Annotated in this window: 21 protein-coding genes; 14 read left to right on the top strand and 7 right to left on the bottom strand. The window is 70.6% G+C overall.

Translation table 11 applies throughout. The features are described 5' to 3' along the window. From G8A07_RS21535 to slmA, 3 genes are all read left to right on the top strand, one after another. Positions 1 to 789: an HAD-IA family hydrolase gene (locus G8A07_RS21535; protein WP_195794002.1), complete on the top strand. Its 789-nt coding sequence runs from the start codon at positions 1 to 3 to the stop codon at positions 787 to 789. 133 nt (positions 790 to 922) lie between these two features. Continuing rightward, positions 923 to 1,591: a response regulator transcription factor gene (locus G8A07_RS21530; protein ID WP_195794001.1), complete on the top strand. Its 669-nt coding sequence runs from the start codon at positions 923 to 925 to the stop codon at positions 1,589 to 1,591. A gap of 60 nt (positions 1,592 to 1,651) precedes the next feature. After that, positions 1,652 to 2,308, top strand: a complete 657-nt coding sequence (slmA, locus tag G8A07_RS21525; protein ID WP_249937086.1) for a nucleoid occlusion factor SlmA — start codon at positions 1,652 to 1,654, stop codon at positions 2,306 to 2,308. A gap of 1 nt (position 2,309) precedes the next feature. Here the strand turns inward: slmA and G8A07_RS21520 are convergent, their stop codons facing one another. The 3 genes from G8A07_RS21520 to G8A07_RS21510 are packed head-to-tail and all read right to left on the bottom strand — an operon-like array spanning position 2,310 to position 5,973. Beyond that, positions 2,310 to 3,452, bottom strand: coding sequence for a serine protease (locus tag G8A07_RS21520; RefSeq protein ID WP_195793999.1), 1,143 nt, complete (start codon positions 3,450 to 3,452; stop codon positions 2,310 to 2,312). After that, entirely contained in the window at positions 3,452 to 5,374 is a 1,923-nt protein-coding gene (locus G8A07_RS21515) for a bifunctional UDP-sugar hydrolase/5'-nucleotidase (RefSeq protein WP_195793998.1), read from the bottom strand. Before G8A07_RS21515 ends, G8A07_RS21520 begins: the two co-directional genes overlap by 1 nt. A 26-nt stretch (positions 5,375 to 5,400) precedes the next feature. Then, on the bottom strand, positions 5,401 to 5,973 hold the full coding sequence (locus G8A07_RS21510) for a hypothetical protein (RefSeq protein WP_195793997.1): 573 nt from the start codon (positions 5,971 to 5,973) through the stop codon (positions 5,401 to 5,403). Positions 5,974 to 6,110: 137 nt separating this feature from the next. Between G8A07_RS21510 and G8A07_RS21505 the strand changes: the two genes are divergently transcribed. The 9 genes from G8A07_RS21505 (at position 6,111) to tatC (ending at position 10,686) form a co-directional block, all read left to right on the top strand. Next, on the top strand, positions 6,111 to 7,049 hold the full coding sequence (locus G8A07_RS21505) for an ATP-binding protein (RefSeq protein WP_195793996.1): 939 nt from the start codon (positions 6,111 to 6,113) through the stop codon (positions 7,047 to 7,049). Beyond that, complete coding sequence (locus G8A07_RS21500; RefSeq protein ID WP_195793995.1) at positions 7,042 to 7,485, top strand: NUDIX domain-containing protein; 444 nt, start codon at positions 7,042 to 7,044, stop codon at positions 7,483 to 7,485. The genes G8A07_RS21505 and G8A07_RS21500 overlap by 8 nt, the downstream gene beginning before the upstream one ends. A 13-nt stretch (positions 7,486 to 7,498) precedes the next feature. Then, positions 7,499 to 7,891: a phosphoribosyl-AMP cyclohydrolase gene (gene hisI, locus G8A07_RS21495; protein ID WP_195793994.1), complete on the top strand. Its 393-nt coding sequence runs from the start codon at positions 7,499 to 7,501 to the stop codon at positions 7,889 to 7,891. Beyond that, positions 7,888 to 8,238, top strand: a complete 351-nt coding sequence (locus G8A07_RS21490; protein ID WP_195793993.1) for a phosphoribosyl-ATP diphosphatase — start codon at positions 7,888 to 7,890, stop codon at positions 8,236 to 8,238. The genes hisI and G8A07_RS21490 overlap by 4 nt, the downstream gene beginning before the upstream one ends. A 4-nt stretch (positions 8,239 to 8,242) precedes the next feature. Next, positions 8,243 to 8,632: a hypothetical protein gene (locus G8A07_RS21485; RefSeq protein WP_195793992.1), complete on the top strand. Its 390-nt coding sequence runs from the start codon at positions 8,243 to 8,245 to the stop codon at positions 8,630 to 8,632. Continuing rightward, complete coding sequence (locus G8A07_RS21480) at positions 8,629 to 8,976, top strand: histidine triad nucleotide-binding protein (protein ID WP_195793991.1); 348 nt, start codon at positions 8,629 to 8,631, stop codon at positions 8,974 to 8,976. The genes G8A07_RS21485 and G8A07_RS21480 overlap by 4 nt, the downstream gene beginning before the upstream one ends. Before the next feature lie 171 nt (positions 8,977 to 9,147). Further along, a complete protein-coding gene (gene tatA, locus G8A07_RS21475; protein ID WP_195793990.1) occupies positions 9,148 to 9,387 on the top strand; it encodes a Sec-independent protein translocase subunit TatA in 240 nt (79 codons plus the stop codon). Between the two features lie 7 nt (positions 9,388 to 9,394). Next, a complete protein-coding gene (gene tatB, locus G8A07_RS21470; RefSeq protein WP_195793989.1) occupies positions 9,395 to 9,892 on the top strand; it encodes a Sec-independent protein translocase protein TatB in 498 nt (165 codons plus the stop codon). Next, positions 9,889 to 10,686, top strand: coding sequence for a twin-arginine translocase subunit TatC (gene tatC / locus G8A07_RS21465; protein WP_195793988.1), 798 nt, complete (start codon positions 9,889 to 9,891; stop codon positions 10,684 to 10,686). The genes tatB and tatC overlap by 4 nt, the downstream gene beginning before the upstream one ends. A 10-nt stretch (positions 10,687 to 10,696) precedes the next feature. Here tatC and G8A07_RS21460 read toward each other — a convergent pair whose 3' ends face one another. Next, on the bottom strand, positions 10,697 to 11,914 hold the full coding sequence (locus G8A07_RS21460; protein WP_195793987.1) for a S1C family serine protease: 1,218 nt from the start codon (positions 11,912 to 11,914) through the stop codon (positions 10,697 to 10,699). A gap of 20 nt (positions 11,915 to 11,934) precedes the next feature. On the opposite strand from G8A07_RS21460, the gene G8A07_RS21455 reads away from it, so the two are divergent. After that, positions 11,935 to 12,687 carry a Nif3-like dinuclear metal center hexameric protein gene (locus G8A07_RS21455; protein WP_195793986.1) on the top strand — a complete coding sequence of 251 codons (753 nt, stop codon included), beginning with the start codon at positions 11,935 to 11,937 and terminating at the stop codon, positions 12,685 to 12,687. 4 nt (positions 12,688 to 12,691) lie between these two features. Here the strand turns inward: G8A07_RS21455 and G8A07_RS21450 are convergent, their stop codons facing one another. Beyond that, positions 12,692 to 14,458, bottom strand: a complete 1,767-nt coding sequence (locus G8A07_RS21450) for a DUF885 family protein (RefSeq protein WP_195793985.1) — start codon at positions 14,456 to 14,458, stop codon at positions 12,692 to 12,694. Between the two features lie 64 nt (positions 14,459 to 14,522). Between G8A07_RS21450 and pdxA the strand changes: the two genes are divergently transcribed. Further along, the gene (gene pdxA / locus G8A07_RS21445) at positions 14,523 to 15,536 is read left to right on the top strand and encodes a 4-hydroxythreonine-4-phosphate dehydrogenase PdxA (protein WP_195793984.1); all 1,014 of its coding nucleotides are present in this window, start codon (positions 14,523 to 14,525) and stop codon (positions 15,534 to 15,536) included. A 7-nt stretch (positions 15,537 to 15,543) separates the two neighbouring features. On the opposite strand, the gene G8A07_RS21440 is transcribed toward pdxA, so the two are convergent. Both G8A07_RS21440 and mscL read right to left on the bottom strand, forming a co-directional pair. Beyond that, the gene (locus tag G8A07_RS21440) at positions 15,544 to 17,928 is read right to left on the bottom strand and encodes a DUF1631 family protein (RefSeq protein WP_195793983.1); all 2,385 of its coding nucleotides are present in this window, start codon (positions 17,926 to 17,928) and stop codon (positions 15,544 to 15,546) included. 142 nt (positions 17,929 to 18,070) lie between these two features. Next, complete coding sequence (gene mscL, locus G8A07_RS21435) at positions 18,071 to 18,514, bottom strand: large conductance mechanosensitive channel protein MscL (protein WP_195793982.1); 444 nt, start codon at positions 18,512 to 18,514, stop codon at positions 18,071 to 18,073. Between the last annotated feature and the right edge of the window lie 124 nt (positions 18,515 to 18,638).

The following is an 18,638-nucleotide window of genomic DNA, read 5'->3' as shown; positions in this document are numbered from 1 at the left end:
ATGTCGGGCCGAGCGCCGGGCCGTCCCAAGCCGGCCCGCCACGGCGATGTGCTTGCGGCTCGAAGCCGCGAGCATCGCCGTCCCCTCGGGGGACCGCCCAAGGCATGCCTTGGGCGAGGGGCATCCACGGTCTGGCTCTTTGATCTCGACAACACGGTCCACAACGCCTCGCACCATGTGTTCGGGGCCCTGTCCGCGGCGATGACGGACTACATCGTTCGCCACCTGGGCGTCGAGCGGGACGAGGCGAACCGGCTGCGCGATCTGTACTGGGCACGCTACGGCGCGACCCTGCTGGGCCTGATGCGCCACCATGGCGTGCGGGTGCCGCATTTCCTGGCCGAGACCCATCGGCTGCCGGGGCTGGAGGCGCTGGTGCACAGTCATGCGCATGACCTGGCGGCGCTCAAGCGCCTGCCGGGCCGCAAGATCCTCTTGACCAACGCGCCGGCCGCCTATGCCAAGCGGGTGCTGAAGGCGCTGGGCCTGCAGCGATTGTTCGAGCGGGTGATCGGCTTCGAGGCGATGTGCATGTTCGGCCGGCATCGGCCCAAGCCCGATGCCCGCATGCTGCGCTGGCTGGCCGCGCGATACCGCCTGCCGCTGGCGCGCTGCGTGCTGGTCGAGGACACCCTGGTGAACCAGAAATGCGCCCATGCGCTGGGCATGGGCACGGTCTGGATGCAGCGCTGGGTCGGCCTGCACGGCCCCGAGGCCGGCGCCCGGCTGCGCCGCCGGCCGGCCTATGTGGGGCGGCGCATCGGCAGCCTGGCGCAGCTGCTACGCTGAGCCCGGCCGCGAAAGCAACCCCCAGAAACATGTAGCCGATGCGCTGCTGCATCCTCCGCATAGGGGGGCGGGGCCGGCTTGTCGCCTCGACAGGGGGCAAGCAGAATCGGCGGGTCATACGCATGCCATCGATATGCCCGATTTTTCCGTGCTGATCGTCGAGGATCAGGCCAGATTCCGCGATGCCTTCCAACTCGCCCTGGCCTCCGTGCCCGACATCGAACTCCTGGGCATCGCTCCCGACCTGCCGCAAGGCCGCAAGCTGTTCGACCAGACCCAGCCCGATGTGCTGCTGGTCGACCTGGACCTGCCCGGCGGCAGCGGCATCGAGTTGATCCGCCACGCGGCGCAGACGCGGCCCAGCTGCGATGTGATGGTGATCTCGGTGTTCGGCGACGAGCAGCATGTGCTGGCCAGCATCGAGGCCGGCGCCACCGGCTATCTGCTGAAGGATTCGCTGGCGCTGGACCTGGCCGGCCAGCTGCGCACCCTGCGCGCCGGCGGCAGCCCGATCAGCCCAGTGATCGCGCGGCGCCTGCTGCTGCGCCTGGCGCCGGGCGGCAACACGCCGCCGCACAACCCGCCGCTGGAGGACGAATCCGCGGTCGCGCTGTCCGAGCAGGAGTCGCGCGTGCTGCACCTGGCCGCCAAGGGCTTCACCTTCGACGAGATCGCGCAGTTCATGCAGGTCTCGCCGCACACGGTGATGACCTATGTCAAGCGCATCTACCGCAAGCTGCAGGTGCGCTCCAAGGTCGAGGCGATCTACGAGGCACGACGGCTGGGCTGGCTGAGGGATTGAGCCGGACGGGTTTGCGGCTGTGACAGAATGGCCCGCACATCCAGCCGCCCACCGGAACCGATGCACGCCGCCACTCCCGCAGAAGACACCCCGGACGTCGCTCCCAGCGAGGCAGCGGCGACCGCAGCGCCGGCGCGCAAGCGCCCGCGCCCGGGCGAGCGCCGCGTGCAGATCCTGCAGACCCTGGCCGGCATGCTGGAACAGCCCGGCTCCGAGCGCATCACGACCGCGGCGCTGGCCGCCAAGCTGGAGGTCAGCGAAGCCGCGCTGTACCGGCATTTCGCCAGCAAGGCCCAGATGTTCGAGGGCCTGATCGAGTTCATCGAGAGCAGCATCTTCACCCTGGTCAACCAGATCGCCGAGCGCGAGGGGTCGGGTCTTGCCCAGGCGCAGAAGATCGTCGCGGTGCTGCTGCAGTTCGGCGAGCGCAACCCCGGCATGACCCGCGTGATGGTGGGCGACGCGCTGGTCTACGAGAACGAGCGCCTGGTGGCGCGCATGAACCAGTTCTTCGACCGCATCGAGGCCTCGCTGCGCCAGGCCCTGCGCCAGGCCGCCGAGGCGTCCGGCTCGGCCACGCCGACGGTCGAGGCCAATGCCCAGGCCTCGGTGCTTATCAGCTTCGTGATCGGCCGGCTGCAGCGCTATGCGCGCTCCGGCTTCAAGCGCCTGCCCAGCGAGCAGCTGGAAGCGGCGCTGCGCATGCTGGCCGGCTGAGTCAATCCGCCGCGAGGACCTGTACGGTCAGCGGCAGGGCCTCTTCATAGCGCTGGTCCGGCAGCCGCATCGTGGCCGCCGTATCGACGGGCAGCTCGCGCAGCAGCGCGCCGAGTTCGGCCTCCAGCCGGCTCAGCGGCAGCAGGGTCGCGCCGTCCGGCGTGATGCCGATCCAGCGCCCGGCCAGGTCGAACACCGGGCCGCCGCGGCCGCCCTGCGGCGGCGCGATGCCCAGGGCCTGGCGCCCCGCGCCATCGACGCGGCCCAGGAAGCCGCTGTGCAGGGCCGGCCAGGCGGCTTGTCCCGCCGGATCGGCCGGATGCTGGAGCAGGGTGGCCGGGCTGCCCGCGAAGGCATCGCGCGGCGCGCGGCGCAGCGGCGGCGCGGGCAGCGGCCGTTCCAGCCGCAGCAGGGCCAGGCCGCTGGTCTCGAAGCGCTGCAGCGGCCGCGCCGGGCTGGCGCGGCCCAGGCCATTGAGCACCCACAGCCGACCCGCCTGCGGGGCCGCCGTCAGCGGCACCAGGGCCAGGCGGCCCTGGTCCAGCAGCAGGCCGCTGCCCAGGGCCGCGGCCGTGGACGGCGCCTCGCCGGGCAGCGGGCCGGGGCGTGTGAGCGCCAGTGCGGCCTCGGGCTCGGCCGCGGCGCCGGGCTGCAGGCGCGCCAGCTGGCCGCGCAGCGCCAGCAGCGCGGCATCGTCCGGGCGGCGCTGCAGGCCCTCGTCCAGCAGCGCCTGGGCCGGGCCGGCCTGTTCACCCAAGGCGAGCAGCCAGGCGTAGAGCCGCAGCGCGCGCGGTTCCTGCAGGTGCGAGCCGGCGGTATGCGAGGCGAAGGCCAGCGCGCGCCGGTAGCCGCCTTGCTGCAGCTGGGCCTGCACCATCAGGAGCTCGGTGTCGGCGGCATGGGCCAGTGCGGCGGCCTCGTCCAGCTGCTGCAGCGCGGCCTCGCTGTCGCCCGCGCGCAGCGCCGCCTCGGCGCCACGCAGCAGGGCCTGGCGCTCGGCCTCGCGGGCCGGCGTCACCGGCGTGCCGCGCTGCTGCATCAACAGCTGCAAACGCCGTGCCGAGGCCTCGCTCGGCTCGGCGCTTGCCGCGCCGGGCAGCGCGATCAGCAGCAGGCCGATCAGCGCGGCGGTGGCGCTCGCCATCAGGGCAGGCGGGTGATGCGCGGCTTGGCCAGGCTCGGGCTGGCCGGGTCATAGGCCGCGGCCGGGGCCTTGTAGCCGCCCAGATAGGCGACCAGCGCGTCGATGTCCTGCGCGCCGCCCAGCGGGTTGGCGCCGCCCAGCAGCACGCCGAAGCCATCGCCGCCGGTGGCCATGAAGTTGTTGACCGTGACGCGGTAGATCTTGGCGGGGTTCTGCACCACGCCGTTGATCACCAGGCGCTCGGTCGCGCCGCTGATGCGCGGCGGCACGCTGCCGACATCGGTGGGCGTGAAGGCGACGTCGACGATCTTGCCGCAGGCCGGGGCGGAGGCGCTCCAGCTGTAGCTGAAGCCGTTCGACACCTGCAGGATGCGCTGCGCGGTCTGGCCCTGGCAGCCGGGGAACTGCTGCTCCAGCAGGTCCTTGATCTGCTGGGTGCTGAGCGTCAGGGTCACCAGGCTGTTGCCGAAGGGCTGAACCGTGAAGGCGTCGCCATAGGTCAGCGCATAGGGGTAGCTGGCCGCGGCCGGCTTGACGAAGCCGGGGTTGCGCACGCCGCCGGCGTTCATGAAGGCGATCGCCGCGCCGCCCAGGCCGGCGGGCTGGGTGGCCTGCAGCTGGGCATCGGCGATCAGGTCGCCGGCGGGCATCTCGCCGGCCGCGTTGGCGCCGTTGCCGGCCTCGGCGGCCAGGGTCGCGATCACCTGGCCGGCCAGCGGCGCCACCGCGCCCTTGTAGGCGGCGACGATGTTGCGCACCTCGGGATTGGCGGCGACCCAGGCGGCCTCGGCGGCCTGCGTGCGGTCGACCAGGCGGTTGACGGGGCTGACCTCGACGATGTCGCGGCTGGCCGGGTCGATCTTCAGGTCCACCTCGGTCAGCACGCGGCCGAAGGCGCTGGCGCTGGTGACCGGCACCAGGCGGCCGGCCTTGTTGGGCAGGCCGGTCGGGCGCGCCTGACTGCCGTTGTCCAGCGTGTTCTTCGAGCAGTTGTAGGCGGCATGGGTATGGCCGCTGATCACCAGATCCACCGCGTTGTCGAGGCGGGCCACGATCTTGGCGACATCGCTGGCGGCGCCATCGGCGGTGGCGCGCAGATCGTTCAGGCAGCCGTTGATGTCCTGGTTGTTGAAGGTGCCGGCCGCGGCCGGGTTCTGGAAGCCGCCCTGGTGCACCAGCACCACGATAGCCTCGATGCCCTGGGCGCGCAGGCGCGGCACCAGCGCGTTGACGGTGTCGGCCTCGTCCTGGAAGCTCAGGCCGGCCACGCCGGTGGGTGTGACGATGCCCGGCGTGCCCTTCAGGGTCATGCCGATGAAGGCGAGCTTGACGCCGCCAAAGCTCTTGATGCCATAGGCCGGCAGCAGCGCGCGGCCGGTGGCGTTCTCGATCACATTGGCCGACAGCCACTTGAAGCGCGCGCCGTCGAAGGTGCCGGGCGCGGCGGAGCCAAAGCCCTTGCAGCTGTTGGGCTCCGGCGTGCCGCCGGCCTGCGTCTTGCAGCCGCCGTTTTGCAGGCGGCGCAGTTCGTCCTTGCCCTTGTCGAACTCATGGTTGCCGACGGCCGAGAAGTCCAGGCCGATCTTGTTCAGGGTCTCGACCGCCGGTTCGTCGAAGAACAGCGAGGACACCAGCGGCGTGGCGCCGACCAGGTCGCCGGCGCCGACCAGGACCAGGTTCGGATTGGCCAGGCGCATGCGCGCGACATAGGCGGCCAGGAACTCGGCGCCGCCGACGGCCGGGCGCTGCGCGGCGGGCACCGCGCTGTTCTGGCCGAAGCTGCCGGGGGATTCGAGCGTGCCGTGGTAGTCGTTGAAGCCGACGACCTTGACTTGGATCGGGGCCGGCGCGGCGGCCAGCACGGGGGCGACCAGGCCGCAGCAGGCCAGGGCGAGGGTCAGGGGGCGCAGGATGGGATGCATCGAGAAGGCTCCGGTAGGTGTCGGGATCAGCGGCGCGCGGCGCGGCGGCGCAGGCCGGCCAGCAGGGCGAGACCGCCCAGCAGGGTGGCGGCGCTGGCGGGCTCCGGCACCGGCGAGACGGCCAGGCGCAGGCCGCCCAGGCTGGCGTTCAGCGGTGCGCCGTCCAGCGTGGTGGAGGCGACCAGGCGGCCGCTGATCAGGTGGCTGCCGGCGCCCAGCTGGAACTGGCCGCGGCTGAAGGCGGCATCCGCCAGCGCGGCGTCGAAGTCCAGCTGGATGGCGCCGTTGGCATCGCCGTTCAGCGCGGCGCCGGTCTGGCCGAGCAGGGCGCCATGGTTGAAGAGGGCGTAGCGGTCGCCGGAGAAGCCGGCGTCGACCACGGTCAGGCGGCCGATGAAGCCCTGCGGGATCACGATGCTGAAGTTCAGCGCGCTGCCGTCCAGGTCCTGCCAGTCCAGGCCGTAGGGCGGCAGATTGCCATCGACGTTGAACTCGGCCCAGCCGGCGTCGGCGGCCAGGGTCTGGGTGGCGGCCCGGGCCGGTGCGCCCAGCAGGGCGGCCAGGCCCAGCAGGGCGGCGATTGCGGTCTTGATGGACATGGCGGGCGATCCTGTTTGATGGAGGGAATGCGCCCACGATGCCTGCGTGCGATGACCGCGCCATGAAGCGCGCGGGCGCCGCGGGGGCGTCGAACGGACTACATGCCCCGCTACACTGGCCCGCCGCAAGAATCACGATGAGCATGGCAGTGGAACCGACGATGTCCGCCCTGATGACGCGCGCCGAGGCCCTGATGGGCCGTCTGGAGGTGCTGTTGCAACCCAGCCTGGCCGCCCCCGACTGGTCGGCCTCCTGCGCCTTCCGCTGCCGGCGCCGCGCCGGCCGCCTGCTGCTGGAGCCGGTGCGCCATGTGTCGACGATCCGGCTGCAGGACCTGAAGGAGGTCGAGCCGCAGAAGGAGAAGCTGCTGCGCAACACCGAGCAGTTCGTTGCCGGCCGCCCGGCCAACAATGTGCTGCTGACCGGCGCGCGCGGCACCGGCAAGAGCTCGCTGATCAAGGCGGTGCTGAACGAGTTCGCGGCGCGCGGCCTGCGTCTGATCGAGGTGGACAAGAGCGACCTGGTCGAGCTGCCGGACCTCGTCGAACTGGTGGCCGGCCGGCCCGAGCGCTTCGTGATCTTCTGCGACGACCTCAGCTTCGACGAGGGCGAGCTGGGCTACAAGGCGCTGAAGTCGATGCTGGACGGCTCGGTGGCCGCGGCCAGCGACAACGTGCTGATCTACGCGACCAGCAACCGCCGCCACCTGCTGCCCGAGCAGATGAAGGACAACCTGGCGGTCAAGTACGACGAGAACGGCGAGCTGCATCCCGGCGAGGCGATCGAGGAGAAGATCTCGCTCTCGGAGCGCTTCGGCCTGTGGGTCAGCTTCTATCCCTTCAGCCAGCAGGAATACCTGGAGATCTGCGCGCAATGGCTGCGCTTCTACGGGCTGGACGAGGCCGCCATCACGGCGGCGCGCCAGCCGGCGCTGGTGTGGGCGCTGGAGCGCGGCTCGCGCTCGGGCCGCGTGGCCTTCCAGTTCGCGCGCGACCTGGCCGGGCGCGGCCAGGCCGAGGCGCTGCCGACCGCCATCATCCATGGCGATGCACCGGAGGGCCTGGATCATGTCTGAACAACGCATTCCCGTCGATGTGGCCGTCGGCGTGCTGGTCGAGCGCGACGCAGCGGGCCGGGAAGGGCGCTTCCTGCTGACCTCGCGCCCCGAGGGCAAGGTCTACGCCGGCTACTGGGAGTTCCCGGGTGGCAAGCTGGAGGCCGGCGAGACGGTCGAGCAGGCGCTCAAGCGCGAGCTGCACGAGGAGCTGGGCATCACGATCGGTGCGGCCCACCCCTGGAAGGTCGAGATGATGGACTACCCGCATGCCCGGGTGCGCCTGCACTTCTGCAAGGTGTACGAGTGGAGCGGCGAGTTCGAGATGCGCGAGCAGCAGCGCATGGCCTGGGATCAGCTGCCGGTGCAGCAGCAGCCGGTGCTGCCCGGCACCATCCCGGTGCTGCAGTGGTTTGCCGAAGAGCGCGGCCATCAGGGCCCGACCCATGTCGGCTGAGTACACTGGCGGCATGGATTGGCTGGATCAGATCAAGTGGGACCGCGACGGCCTGGTGCCGGTGATCGCGCAGGAGCGCGACACCGGCGACGTGCTGATGTTCGCGTGGATGAACCGCGAGGCCGTGGAGCGCACGGCCCAGCTGGGCCAGGCGGTCTACTGGAGCCGCTCGCGCGCCAAGCTCTGGCACAAGGGCGAGGAGTCCGGCCATCTGCAGATCGTGCACGAGATGCGCATGGACTGCGACAACGATGTGCTGCTGCTGAAGATCACCCAGCAGGGCCATGAGCCCGGCATCGCCTGCCATACCGGCCGCCACAGCTGCTTCTTCCAGCGCTACGAGAACGGCGCCTGGCAGACGGTGGAGCCGGTGCTGAAGGACCCCGAAAGCATTTACAGCAAATGAGCGACGACAGCACCGACATCCTGGCCCGCGTGGCCGCCGTGATCGAGTCGCGCAAGCCGGCGGCCGGCGGCGATGCCGCGGCCAGCTATGTGGCCAAGCTCTTCGCCAAGGGTACCGACGCGATCCTGAAGAAGGTTGGCGAGGAAGCCACCGAGCTGGTGATGGCCGCCAAGGACGGCGACGCGCAGAAGATCGTTTACGAGACCGCCGACCTGTGGTTCCACTCGATGATCGCGCTGGCCCAGTTCGGCCTGACGCCGGCCGATGTGCTGAACGAGCTGGCGCGGCGCGAGGGCCTGTCGGGCCTGCAGGAATTCGCCCAGCGGCCCGAGAACAAGGGAGCATGACGCCATGAACGACACGGTGGAAACGGTGGTGCTCGACCCGGCGCGCGCGCAGAGCCTGCGCTCGATCGGCATCGTCAGCTATGTGCTGCACACCATCGTCGCGCTGGGCGCGCTGCTGCCCGGCCTGCAGGTCAGCGTGCTGCTGCTGATCGCCGCGGTGGTGATCGACCTGGTGAAGCGCGACGAGGCCGCCGGCACCTGGCAGGCCAGCCATTTCCGCTGGCGCCTGCGCAGCGTGCTGTTCGCCGGCCTCGCCTACCTGCTGACCTTCCCACTGTTCCTGCTGTTCTTCGTGCCGGGCTGGATCGCCTGGTGTCTGATCTCGATCTGGTTCCTCTACCGCATCGTGCGCGGCTGGACCACGATGAACGCCAATCAAGCCATCGTCTCATGAGCCACGACCCCAACTGCATCTTCTGCAAGATCATCGCCGGCCAGATCCCGGCCAAGAAGGTCTTCGAGGACGAGGACGTCCTCGTCTTCCACGACATCCACCCCTGGGCGCCGGTGCACATCCTGCTGATTCCCAAGCTGCATATCGCCAGCATGGTGGAGCTGCAGCCGGAGCATGCGGCGCTGCTGGGCAAGATGTCGTTGCTGGCGCCGCGCCTGCTGAAGGAGTTGGGCGTCAGCAACGGCTTCCGCACCGTGATCAACACCGGTCCGGACGGCGGGCAGGAGGTGTATCACCTTCACATGCACGCGATGGGCGGCCCCCGCCCCTGGGCTAAAGGCTGAGACGGGACCGAGGCCGGTCCCTGCGGACCGGCCGACGCCCGTCGAAGGACCGGCCCTGTCTCGCAGGGCCGGGCTGGCGCAGACGGCCCGCAAATGTCGCCCCCCTGACCCCAGGCAGAGAATTGTCATGCGCGCCCCCTAGAATGGGGGCTTCGTTTCCAGGAGAGAAATATGGGTTCGTTCAGCATTTGGCACTGGCTTATCGTGCTGGCGGTGGTGGTGCTGATCTTCGGTACCAAGAAGCTCAAGAACGTCGGCTCCGATCTGGGCTCGGCGGTCAAGGGTTTCAAGGACGGCATGAAGGATGGTGGCAGCAGCGCCGACAGCGCCGCGGCACCCCAGCAGCAGGTCAGCACCAACAAGACGGCCGACAGCAATACCGTCGACGTCGAGGCCAAGACGAAGTCCTGAGCCCTGAATGATTGATTTCGGCTTCGACAAGCTGGCCCTGATCGGCGCCGTGGCGCTGATCGTGATCGGCCCCGAGCGCCTGCCGCGCGTGGCCCGCACCGTGGGCCACCTGCTGGGCAAGGCGCAGCGCTATGTGGCCGACGTCAAGGCCGAGGTCAACCGGTCGATCGAGCTCGAAGAGCTCAAGAAGATGAAGACCCATGTCGAGGAGAGTGCCCGCGACATGGAGCAGACGGTGCACAAGGAGTTCAGCGAGGCCAACCAGGCCTTCGAGCAGAACTGGGCCGAGGCCACCTCGGGCCTCGATGGCAGCGGCGGCAGCGCCTATGACGACGGCCTGCAGACCCTGCGCACCCCCGGCTACCAGGCACCGAAGAAGAACTGGCGTCTCAAGCGCGGCGCCACACCCCAGTGGTACAAGCAGCGCGAGGGCGTGCGCCGGCATGTGCAGTCCGGCGCCGCACGCGTGGCGCGTTTCCGTCCGCCCCGCCGACCCTCCCCATGAGCGATTCCAACAAGCCCGACGACGAACTCGCCGGCACCGAACAGCCCTTCGTCTCCCACCTGATCGAACTGCGTGATCGCCTGATCCGCGCGGTGATCGCGATCGCGGTGTGCTTCGGCGTGCTGGCGCTATATCCTGGCCCCTCGGCGCTGTACGACATGCTGGCCGCGCCGCTGGTCGCGCACCTGCCGCAGGGCTCGACGATGATCGCGACCAATGTGATCTCGCCCTTCCTGGTGCCGCTGAAGATCACCCTCCTGGCCGGCTTCTTCCTGGCCCTGCCGGTGGTGCTCTACCAGGTCTGGTCCTTCGTCGCGCCGGGCCTGTATTCGCACGAGAAGAAGCTGGTGCTGCCGCTGGTGATCTCCAGCACCCTGCTGTTCTTCATCGGCGTGGCCTTCTGCTACTTCTTCGTGTTCGGCCAGGTGTTCAAGTTCATCCAGGGCTTTGCACCGAAGAGCGTCGTCGCCGCGCCGGACATCGAGGCCTATCTGGGCTTCGTGATCAATATGTTCATCGCCTTCGGTGCCGCCTTCGAGGTGCCGGTGGTGGTGGTGGTGCTGGCGCGCATGGGCCTGGTCACGGTCGAGAAGCTGCGCGAGTTCCGCGGCTACTTCATCGTGCTGGCCTTCGTGATCGCCGCCATCGTGACGCCGCCGGACGTGGTCTCGCAGCTGGCGCTGGCGATCCCGATGTGCCTGCTGTACGAGGTCGGCCTGTGGGCGGCCGGCCTGTTCATGCGCTACTCCAAGGCGCCGGACGCCGAGGACGCCTCGGCCCCGAAGCAGTCCTGAGCGTTCGCTTTTACTCGCGCGCCGGCTGCAGCGGCCGCTGGCCGACCTTGAGCTGGAACTCCATCGCCTGATCGCCGCGCTGCACCGCGATCGCGGCCTGGCTCTGCGGCTTCAGCGCCGACACCGCGGCCAGCAGCTGGGTCGGGCTGTGCACCAGGGTGCCGGCCACCCGGGTCACGACATCGCCGGGTTTGATGCCGGCCTTGGCCGCCGGCGCATTGACCACCACGCCGCTGATGAGCACGCCCTCGTGGACGGTCAGCTTGAAGGCCTCGACGAACTCCGGCGTCAGCTCGCGCGTCTGCACGCCGATCCAGCCGCGCGCCACCTGGCCCTCGCTCACCAGGGCCTGCATCACCTGGCGCGCGGTGCCGACCGGAATCGCGAAGCCGATCCCCAGGCTGCCGCCGCTGCGCGAGAAGATCGCGGTGTTGATGCCGACCAGCCGGCCCTGCTCGTCGACCAGGGCGCCGCCCGAGTTGCCCGGGTTGATCGCGGCATCGGTCTGGATGAAGTTCTCGAAGGTGTTGATGCCCAACTGGGTGCGGCCCAGCGCGCTGACGATGCCCGAGGTGACGGTCTGGCCGACATTGAAGGGGTTGCCGATCGCCAGCACCGCGTCGCCCACCTGCAGCGCGCGCTCGTCGCCCAGCGCGATCACCGGCAGCTTGTCCAGCGCGATCTTCAGCACCGCGACATCGGTCTCCGGATCGCTGCCGACCAGCTCGGCCTTGGCCTGGCGGCCGTCGGCCAGCTGCACCTCGATCTCGGCCGCGCCGGCCACCACATGGCTGTTGGTCAGCAGATAGCCCTCGGGCGAAACGATCACACCCGAGCCCAGGCCGAACTGCGAACCCTCGCCCTCGTCGCCGCGCTCCAGCTCGCGCTGGCGCAGGCCGCGGTGAAAGCGCAACCAGGGGTCGTCGCCACCGCGGGCCGCGCTGCGCGGCGGGGCCTTGCTGGCGGTGATGCTGACCACCGCCGGCGCGGCGCGGCGCGCGGCCAGGCGGTAGCCGCCGTTATGCGTCGGTGAGGATGGCTCCGCTTCCAGCAGGGCCGGCCGCACGCCGCTGGCGGCCAGCGGCGGCGCCAGCAGGCTCAGGGTTGGCGGCGTCGTCCGGCTGGGGCGCTCGCGCGGCAGCCATTGCGGCTTCAGGGTCGCGACGACGAACAGCAGGGCGAGCCCCACCGTCACCGCCTGGGAGAAAATCAGCCAGAACCTTCGCACAACACCGCCTCGTCACGACCATGCCCCATCGCCACGACATCGACCGCTACCTCGGCCAACTGCTGGATGTGGGGCGTTTCAAGGATTATGGGCCGAACGGTCTGCAGGTGGAGGGGCGCGACGAGATCCGCCACCTCGTCTGCGGCGTCACCGCCAGCCTGGCGCTGATCGACGCGGCCATCGCGGCCGGGGCCGACGCGATCCTGGTGCATCACGGCCTGTTCTGGCGCGGCCAGGACGGGCGCATCACCGGCTGGATGAAGCAGCGGCTGCAGAGGCTGCTGCAGCATGACATCAGCCTGTTCGCCTATCACCTGCCGCTGGACGCCCATCCCGAGCTGGGCAACAACGCGCAGCTGGGCGCGCGGCTCGGCTGGCGTGCCGATGCGCGCTTCGGCGAGCAGGACCTGGGCTTCGCCGGCGCGCTGGATATGCCCACCGACCTGGCCGGGCTGACGGCGCTGCTGCGCGAGCGCCTGGGGCGCGAGGTGATCGCGGTGCCGGGCGATGGCCGGCCGCTGCGGCGCGTGGCCTGGTGCACCGGCGGCGCCCAGGGCTTCTTCGAGGCGGCGATCGCGGCCGGCGCCGATGTCTTCGTCACCGGCGAGATCTCCGAGCCGCAGGCCCATTACGCGGCCGAGACCGGCGTGGCCTTCGTCGCCGCCGGCCACCATGCGACCGAGCGCTACGGCGTGCAGGCGCTGGCCGCGCGCCTCGTTCAGGAACTGCCGGGCCTGACCCAGCAGTTCATCGACATCGACAACCCGGCCTGAACTGTCAGCCGGCCTTGCGCTCGGCCATGATCCACGCATCGACGCGCTGCTCCAGCAGCGCCAGCGGCAGCGGACCCTGGTCCAGCAGCACCATGTGGAAGCGCCGCAGATCGAAGCGCTCACCCAGCGCCGCCTGCGCCTTGTCGCGCAGCGCCTGGATCTTCAGCTGCCCGGTCATGTAGGCCAGGGCCTGGCCGGGCGAGGCGTAGTAGCGATCGACCTCGGTGGCGATGAAGACCGGGTCATGGCCGGTCTGCGCCAGCATGTAGTCGATCGCCTGCTGGCGCTGCCAGCCCAGCGCATGCAGGCCGGTGTCCACCACCAGGCGCGCGGCGCGGAACATCTGCGCCTGCAGATGGCCGAAGCGGCTGTACGGATCCTTGTACAGGCCCAGGTCCTTGCCCAGGGTCTCGGCATACAGGGCCCAGCCCTCGGAGTAGGCGGTGTAGCTCAGGTTGCGGCGGAAGGCCGGCAGGGTGCCCAGCTCGCGCTGGCGCGCCAGCTGCAGGTGGTGACCCGGCACCGTCTCGTGCACGACCAGGGTCTCCATGCCCCAGATCGGGCGACGCTTGAAGGCCAGCGCATTGGCGTTGAACCAGCCGGCGGTGCTGCCGTCCATGGTCGGCGCGGTGTAGTTCTCGGCCGCCCCCTCGCCCATATAGGCCGGCATCGCGCGGATGCCGTAGGGCGCGCGCGGCAGCTCGGCGAACAGCCTGGGCAGCTCGGGGTCGATGCGCTTGGCGATCTCGCGGTAGCCGTTCAGCAGCGCCTCGCCGTCGGCGTGGAAGAACTTCGGATCGCTGTAGAGGTATTTCATGAAGGCCGGCAGCTCGCCGGCGAAGCCGACCTCGCGCCGCACCGCCTCCATCTCCCCGCGCAGCCGCGCCACCTGGGCCAGGCCGGTGGCATGCACCTCGGCCGGGGTTAGCGCCAGGGTGGTGTTGCGCCGCACCAGGGCCGCATAGACCGCGGCGCCGCCCGGATAGCTCGACAGCGCGCCGTTGGCGGGCGCCTTGGGCAGGTAGTCCTCGCGCACGAAGCGCGCCAGCGCCTGCTGGGCCGGGTAGACCTGCTCGCGCACCGCGGCCAGGCCCAGCCGGCGCAGCTCGGCACGCCGCGCCGCCGGGATGCTCTCGGGCAGGCGCGTGAAGGGTTCGAACAGCGGGCTCTTCTCGGGGTCGGCGCTGAGCTGGCCGTCCAGCTGGGCCAGCGAGCGCTCCAGCACCGGCCGCGAGCTGACCCAGCCGAGGCTGATGCCATGGCGCAGCCGCGCGATCTCCTGCTCGACCCGCTTCGGATAGGCGGCCAGGCGCCGCAGCAGCTGCTGCACCTCGGCCTCGCTGTTCACCGGGGTCTGGCGCAGCAGGCCCGACAGGCTGGCCTGGAAGCCCCACAGCGAGCCCAGGCTCAGGGTGCGGTAGCCCTCGAAGGCCTGGAACTCGACCTCGTTCTCCTGGCGCTCGATGAACAGCGCCAGCGAGACCTTCTCGCCCTCGTCGAGGCCGGCCGCCTCGAGCGTGCGGGCGCGCTTGAGCAGCTCGCGCGCGTAGGCGTCATCGGCCGCGATCGCGGCCGGCGAGCGGTCGGCCAGGCGGTCGTTGTAGCGATGGTCGCCGCGGTAGGTGGCCCATTCGGGGGCGCTGCGGGCATTGCGCTCCCAGGCCTCGTCGAACAGCCCGCGCAGGGCCGGGTTGGGGGCCGCCTGGGCCGCGCCGATGAGCGCGGACAAAAGAGCGGGGATGATGATCTGTTGTGCTTTGCTTTTCCTCATGCGGCCCAGTCTGCCACCGCACGGCCCGCCCGGGGTCAGGGCTTGCCCGTGGAACAATGGCCGCATGAGTAACGAGACGAAGCGCCCGCTGCTGCTGACCATGGGCGATGCCTGCGGCATCGGTCCCGAGATAGCCGCCGCCGCCTGGCTGGGCACGGCCGAGCGCGAGGACCTGTGCCTGGTCGGCGATGTCGGCGTGCTGCGCCGCGCGCTGGCGCAGCGCGGCCTCTCGCTGCCGCTGGCGCGGCTGGGCGATCTGGCGGAGCTGGGGCGATTGCCGCCCAACTGCCTGCCGGTCTGGCAGCCCGACGGTCTGCCGGCCGATCTGCTGGACTGCCCGCAGGGTCGCATCGATGCGCGCGCCGGGCGCGCCGCGACCCTGTGCATCGAGGCGGCGGTGGCGGCGATCCGGGCCGGCGCGGCCGCCGGCCTGGTGACCGCGCCGCTGCACAAGGAGGCCCTGCATGCCGCCGGCGTGGGCTATCCGGGCCATACCGAGATGCTGCAGGCGCTGGCCGCCGCGGCGGACGGCGCGCTGCCGCCGGTGCGCATGATGCTGGCCAACGAGGAGCTGCGCGTCGTGCTGGTGACCATCCATGTGGCGCTGCGCGAGGCGATCGAGCTGCTCGACATCGAGCGCGTGCTGCAGACCATCCGCATCAGCGACGCGGCCTTGCGCCGCTTCGGCCTGGCCGCGCCGCGCCTGGCGGTGGCGGGCCTGAACCCGCATGCCGGCGAGGGCGGGCTGTTCGGCCGCGAGGAGATCGAGATCATCGCGCCGGCGATCGAGAGCGCGCGCGCCGAGGGCATCGAGGCCAGCGGCCCCTATGCGCCGGACACGATCTTCATGCGCGCGCGCAAAGGGGAGTTCGACCTGGTCGTCGCGATGACGCATGACCATGGCCTGATCCCGGTCAAGTACCTGGGCGTCGAGGAGGGCGTCAACGTCACCCTGGGCCTGCCCTTCGTGCGCACCAGTCCCGACCATGGCACCGCCTTCGACATCGCCGGCCGCGGCATCGCCGACCCGTCCAGCATGAGGGCGGCGATCCGGATGGCGCGCCGGCTGCTCGGCTAGCGGCGCCTCAGGCCTTGCTGAGCTCGGCCAGCTGCTTGCGCGCCCTTGCGGTGGCGCGCTCCAGCAGGTAGGCGTTCTCGAAGGCCTTCATGCGGCCCGCCTCGCACAGGCGGCGCAGCATGCGGGCGGTCATCGTGACCGTCTCCTGATGCTTCTGGCCGTAGGTGAAGATGAAGAAGCTGCGGCCGGCGCTGATATGGGCCAAGCGTACCTTGCGCCATTGCTCGCCGGTGTTCATCTGGTAGGCGAAGCCGAGCTGCAGATGCTCGATCAGCAGCTCACCCTCGCTGGGCTCGGGGGCCTCGGCGGCGGGCAGGCCGTCGATGCTGATGTCGACGCTGGACAGCGGCGCCTCGGCGCCGAGGTCGATATCGACCTGACCGTCCCAGTCGACCTTGGTCTCCTGCACCAGGCCCAGGCGGCGCGCCTCCTCGGGGGTCAGGCGCTCGGCCATGTCCAGGCCGTCCGGCACGGTGACCGGCGCGTCGGCGGCCGGCAGGTCCTGCTCCTGCGGCGCGCTGACGCCGAACACGCCGTCCAGCTGCTTGACCAGCAGGTTGTGGTCCAGCGGCGAGAGGCCCTGGCCCTTCAGAGATTCGGCATGGGCCGGCAGCAGCTCGCCGAAGAAGGCCTTGCGCGCCGGCTCGGGCCAGGCGATCAGGTCCAGCCCCTCGTTGAGCGAGCGCATCAGGCCCGGCAACTGGCTCAGGAAGGCCTGGCGCTGCGCGGTGCCGCCCTTGGGCTGCACGCTCATCACCAGGTCGCGGCCGCTCTGGCGCAGGCGCTGCTCGCGCTCGTCGCCACCGCCGCTGCGGCCGGCCAGCACGATGGCCTGGCTCCAGACCTGGGCCAGGAAGGCGCGCAGGAAGTCCGGCATCGGCACCGGCGCCAGCGCGGCCTGGAGCTGCTGCATATAGCGCTGCTGCAGGCGCAGGTCGGTCTCCTTGCGCTCGACCAGGGCGGCGGCATCGCTGCCGGCCTGCAGCACCTGGGCGGTCTGCTCGGCGATGAAGCGTTCCAGCGCATCGAGCTTGGACTCGTAGACGTCCATGCGCTCGAAGTCGCCCTCGGCGACCTCATGCACCAGCTCGCGCACCTGGCCGAGGAAGGCGCGGCCGGGGTCCTCGCTGAAATCGTCGTAGGCGCAGGCGAGCGAGGCGATGCGGTTGATGAAGCGCCGCACCGGATGGCGGCGCGAGGAGAAGAAGGTCCGATCGCCCAGCGCGGCACGCAGCACCGGCAGCTGCAGCCGCGCGATCAGGCGGGCCATCTGCGGCGGCACCTTGGGATCGGCCAGGATCTGGTCGAACAGGCTGCCGATCACGTCGATGACCATATGGTCCAGCTGGCCGGTGGCGGCCTCGCGCAGTTCCTCGCGATGCTGGACGATCAGGTTCGGCGGCAGGGCCTGGCCGGACCAGGCGGCACCGCCGCCATCGGCCTCCCAGTTGCCGGCGAAGGCGGTCGGGGCGTCCAGCGCGGCCGGCGCGCTGGGCACATAGGCGAGCCGGCGCAGCAGCTCCATCATCTGCGGTTCGACCGCGCCCAGCATGCCGGGCGCCCCGCGCGACGAAGCGCCGCCGGACCAGCCGCCACCGCCGCCCGCATAGGCGCCGCCGCGGCCGGAGGGCGGGCCACCGTAGCCGCCACCGCCGCTGGCGCTGAGCGGGCCATGCTGCGAATGCCCGCCCTGGGCGGAATGGTGATGGGTCGAATGCACCGAATGGGGGGCGTGCATCGAGTGACCGCCGCCGGCGGAATCGCTGCCGCGCACGCGCAGGTCCTGCGGACGCAGGCCGCGGCTGCGGAACAGCTGGGCAATGTCCGCATAGCAGGCACGCATCTCCTGGGCCAGCGAGCGGGTCATCTCGTCGGTCAGGATCTGGCGGGTGTCGCTGTCCTCGGTGACGACATGGACCGCGTCCAGCAGGGCCTGGGCGATCAGCTCGGGGCGCAGCGGGTTGCGCTCGCCGCCCTCGGCACTAAGGTTGGGCAGGTAGGACTCGACCTCGCGCAGCTCCCATTCGCTCTGGTGGCCGATCGCCAGGCCGATGCGGTCGGCCGCGACCATCGCGTCGACCTGGTCGTCGTTCATCAGCGACAGCTCGGTCCAGGCCTTCTGGGCCGGGCGGCCGGCCTCGGCCTTGGGCTTCTGCTCGCCGGCCATCTGGCCGCGCAGGCTCAGGTAGAAGCGCTGGCCGAACAGGGCCTGCTGCTTGCGGAACAGGAACTGGGCCGAGAGCAGGGCGTCGCGCCGCTTGATCTGGCCGGCCGACAGGGCCGCCATGCCCATGCCCTCGGCGCCGCGCTCGGCCGCCTGCTCGGCCGCCGTGCGGATGCGTTGCAGCGCGGCTTCCAGATGCGGGTTGAGGCGGACGTCGGACGGGTTCATGTTGGAATGGCGCTCTGTGGGGAATCTGCCACAGGCTATGCGCAGCAGTATCGCGCCAAAGCCCGCGCCCCGTGGATGGGGGCGGGTGTCGGGCGTGCGCCAGCCGCCAAATAACTGACAGCCGGCGAGGTGTTACCCCCGCTTACTTGCGTTGCAGGCTGTCGCGGATCTCGCGCAGCAGCACGATGTCTTCCGGGGTGGGGGGCGCCTCGACCGGGGCCGGCGCGGGGGCGCTGTCGCGCTTCAGGCGATTGATCTGCTTGACCATCATGAAGATGATGAAGGCCAGGATGATGAAGTTCAGCAGGATGGTCAGGAAGCTGCCATAGGCGAACAGCGGCACGCCGGCCTTGGTCAGGGCCTCATAGGTCATCGGCCCGGCATAGCCCGCCGGCGGCTCGGACAGCATCACAAAGTAGTTGCTGAAGTCCAGGCCGCCGACCGCCTTGCCGACCAGGGGCATGATCAGATCCTTGACGACGGAGTCGACGATCTTGCCGAAGGCGCCGCCGATGATCACGCCGACCGCCAGGTCGACCACATTGCCCTTGACGGCAAATTCCTTGAATTCCGAGACGATTCCCATGGACGGTTCCTTCCTTCTTCTTGCGTTTCCGAATGCCGGGCATTGTGCCTGGGCCGGGCGCTCGGGAATCGGGCCTTGCCCGGGGGTGTGGCGCCTGCGCGGCGCGGTGCGCGTAGCGGGCAGG

The sequence above is a fragment of the Roseateles sp. DAIF2 genome (assembly GCF_015624425.1).
Lineage (GTDB): Bacteria > Pseudomonadota > Gammaproteobacteria > Burkholderiales > Burkholderiaceae_C > Kinneretia.
This window is presented reverse-complemented; position numbering and strand designations above follow the sequence as displayed.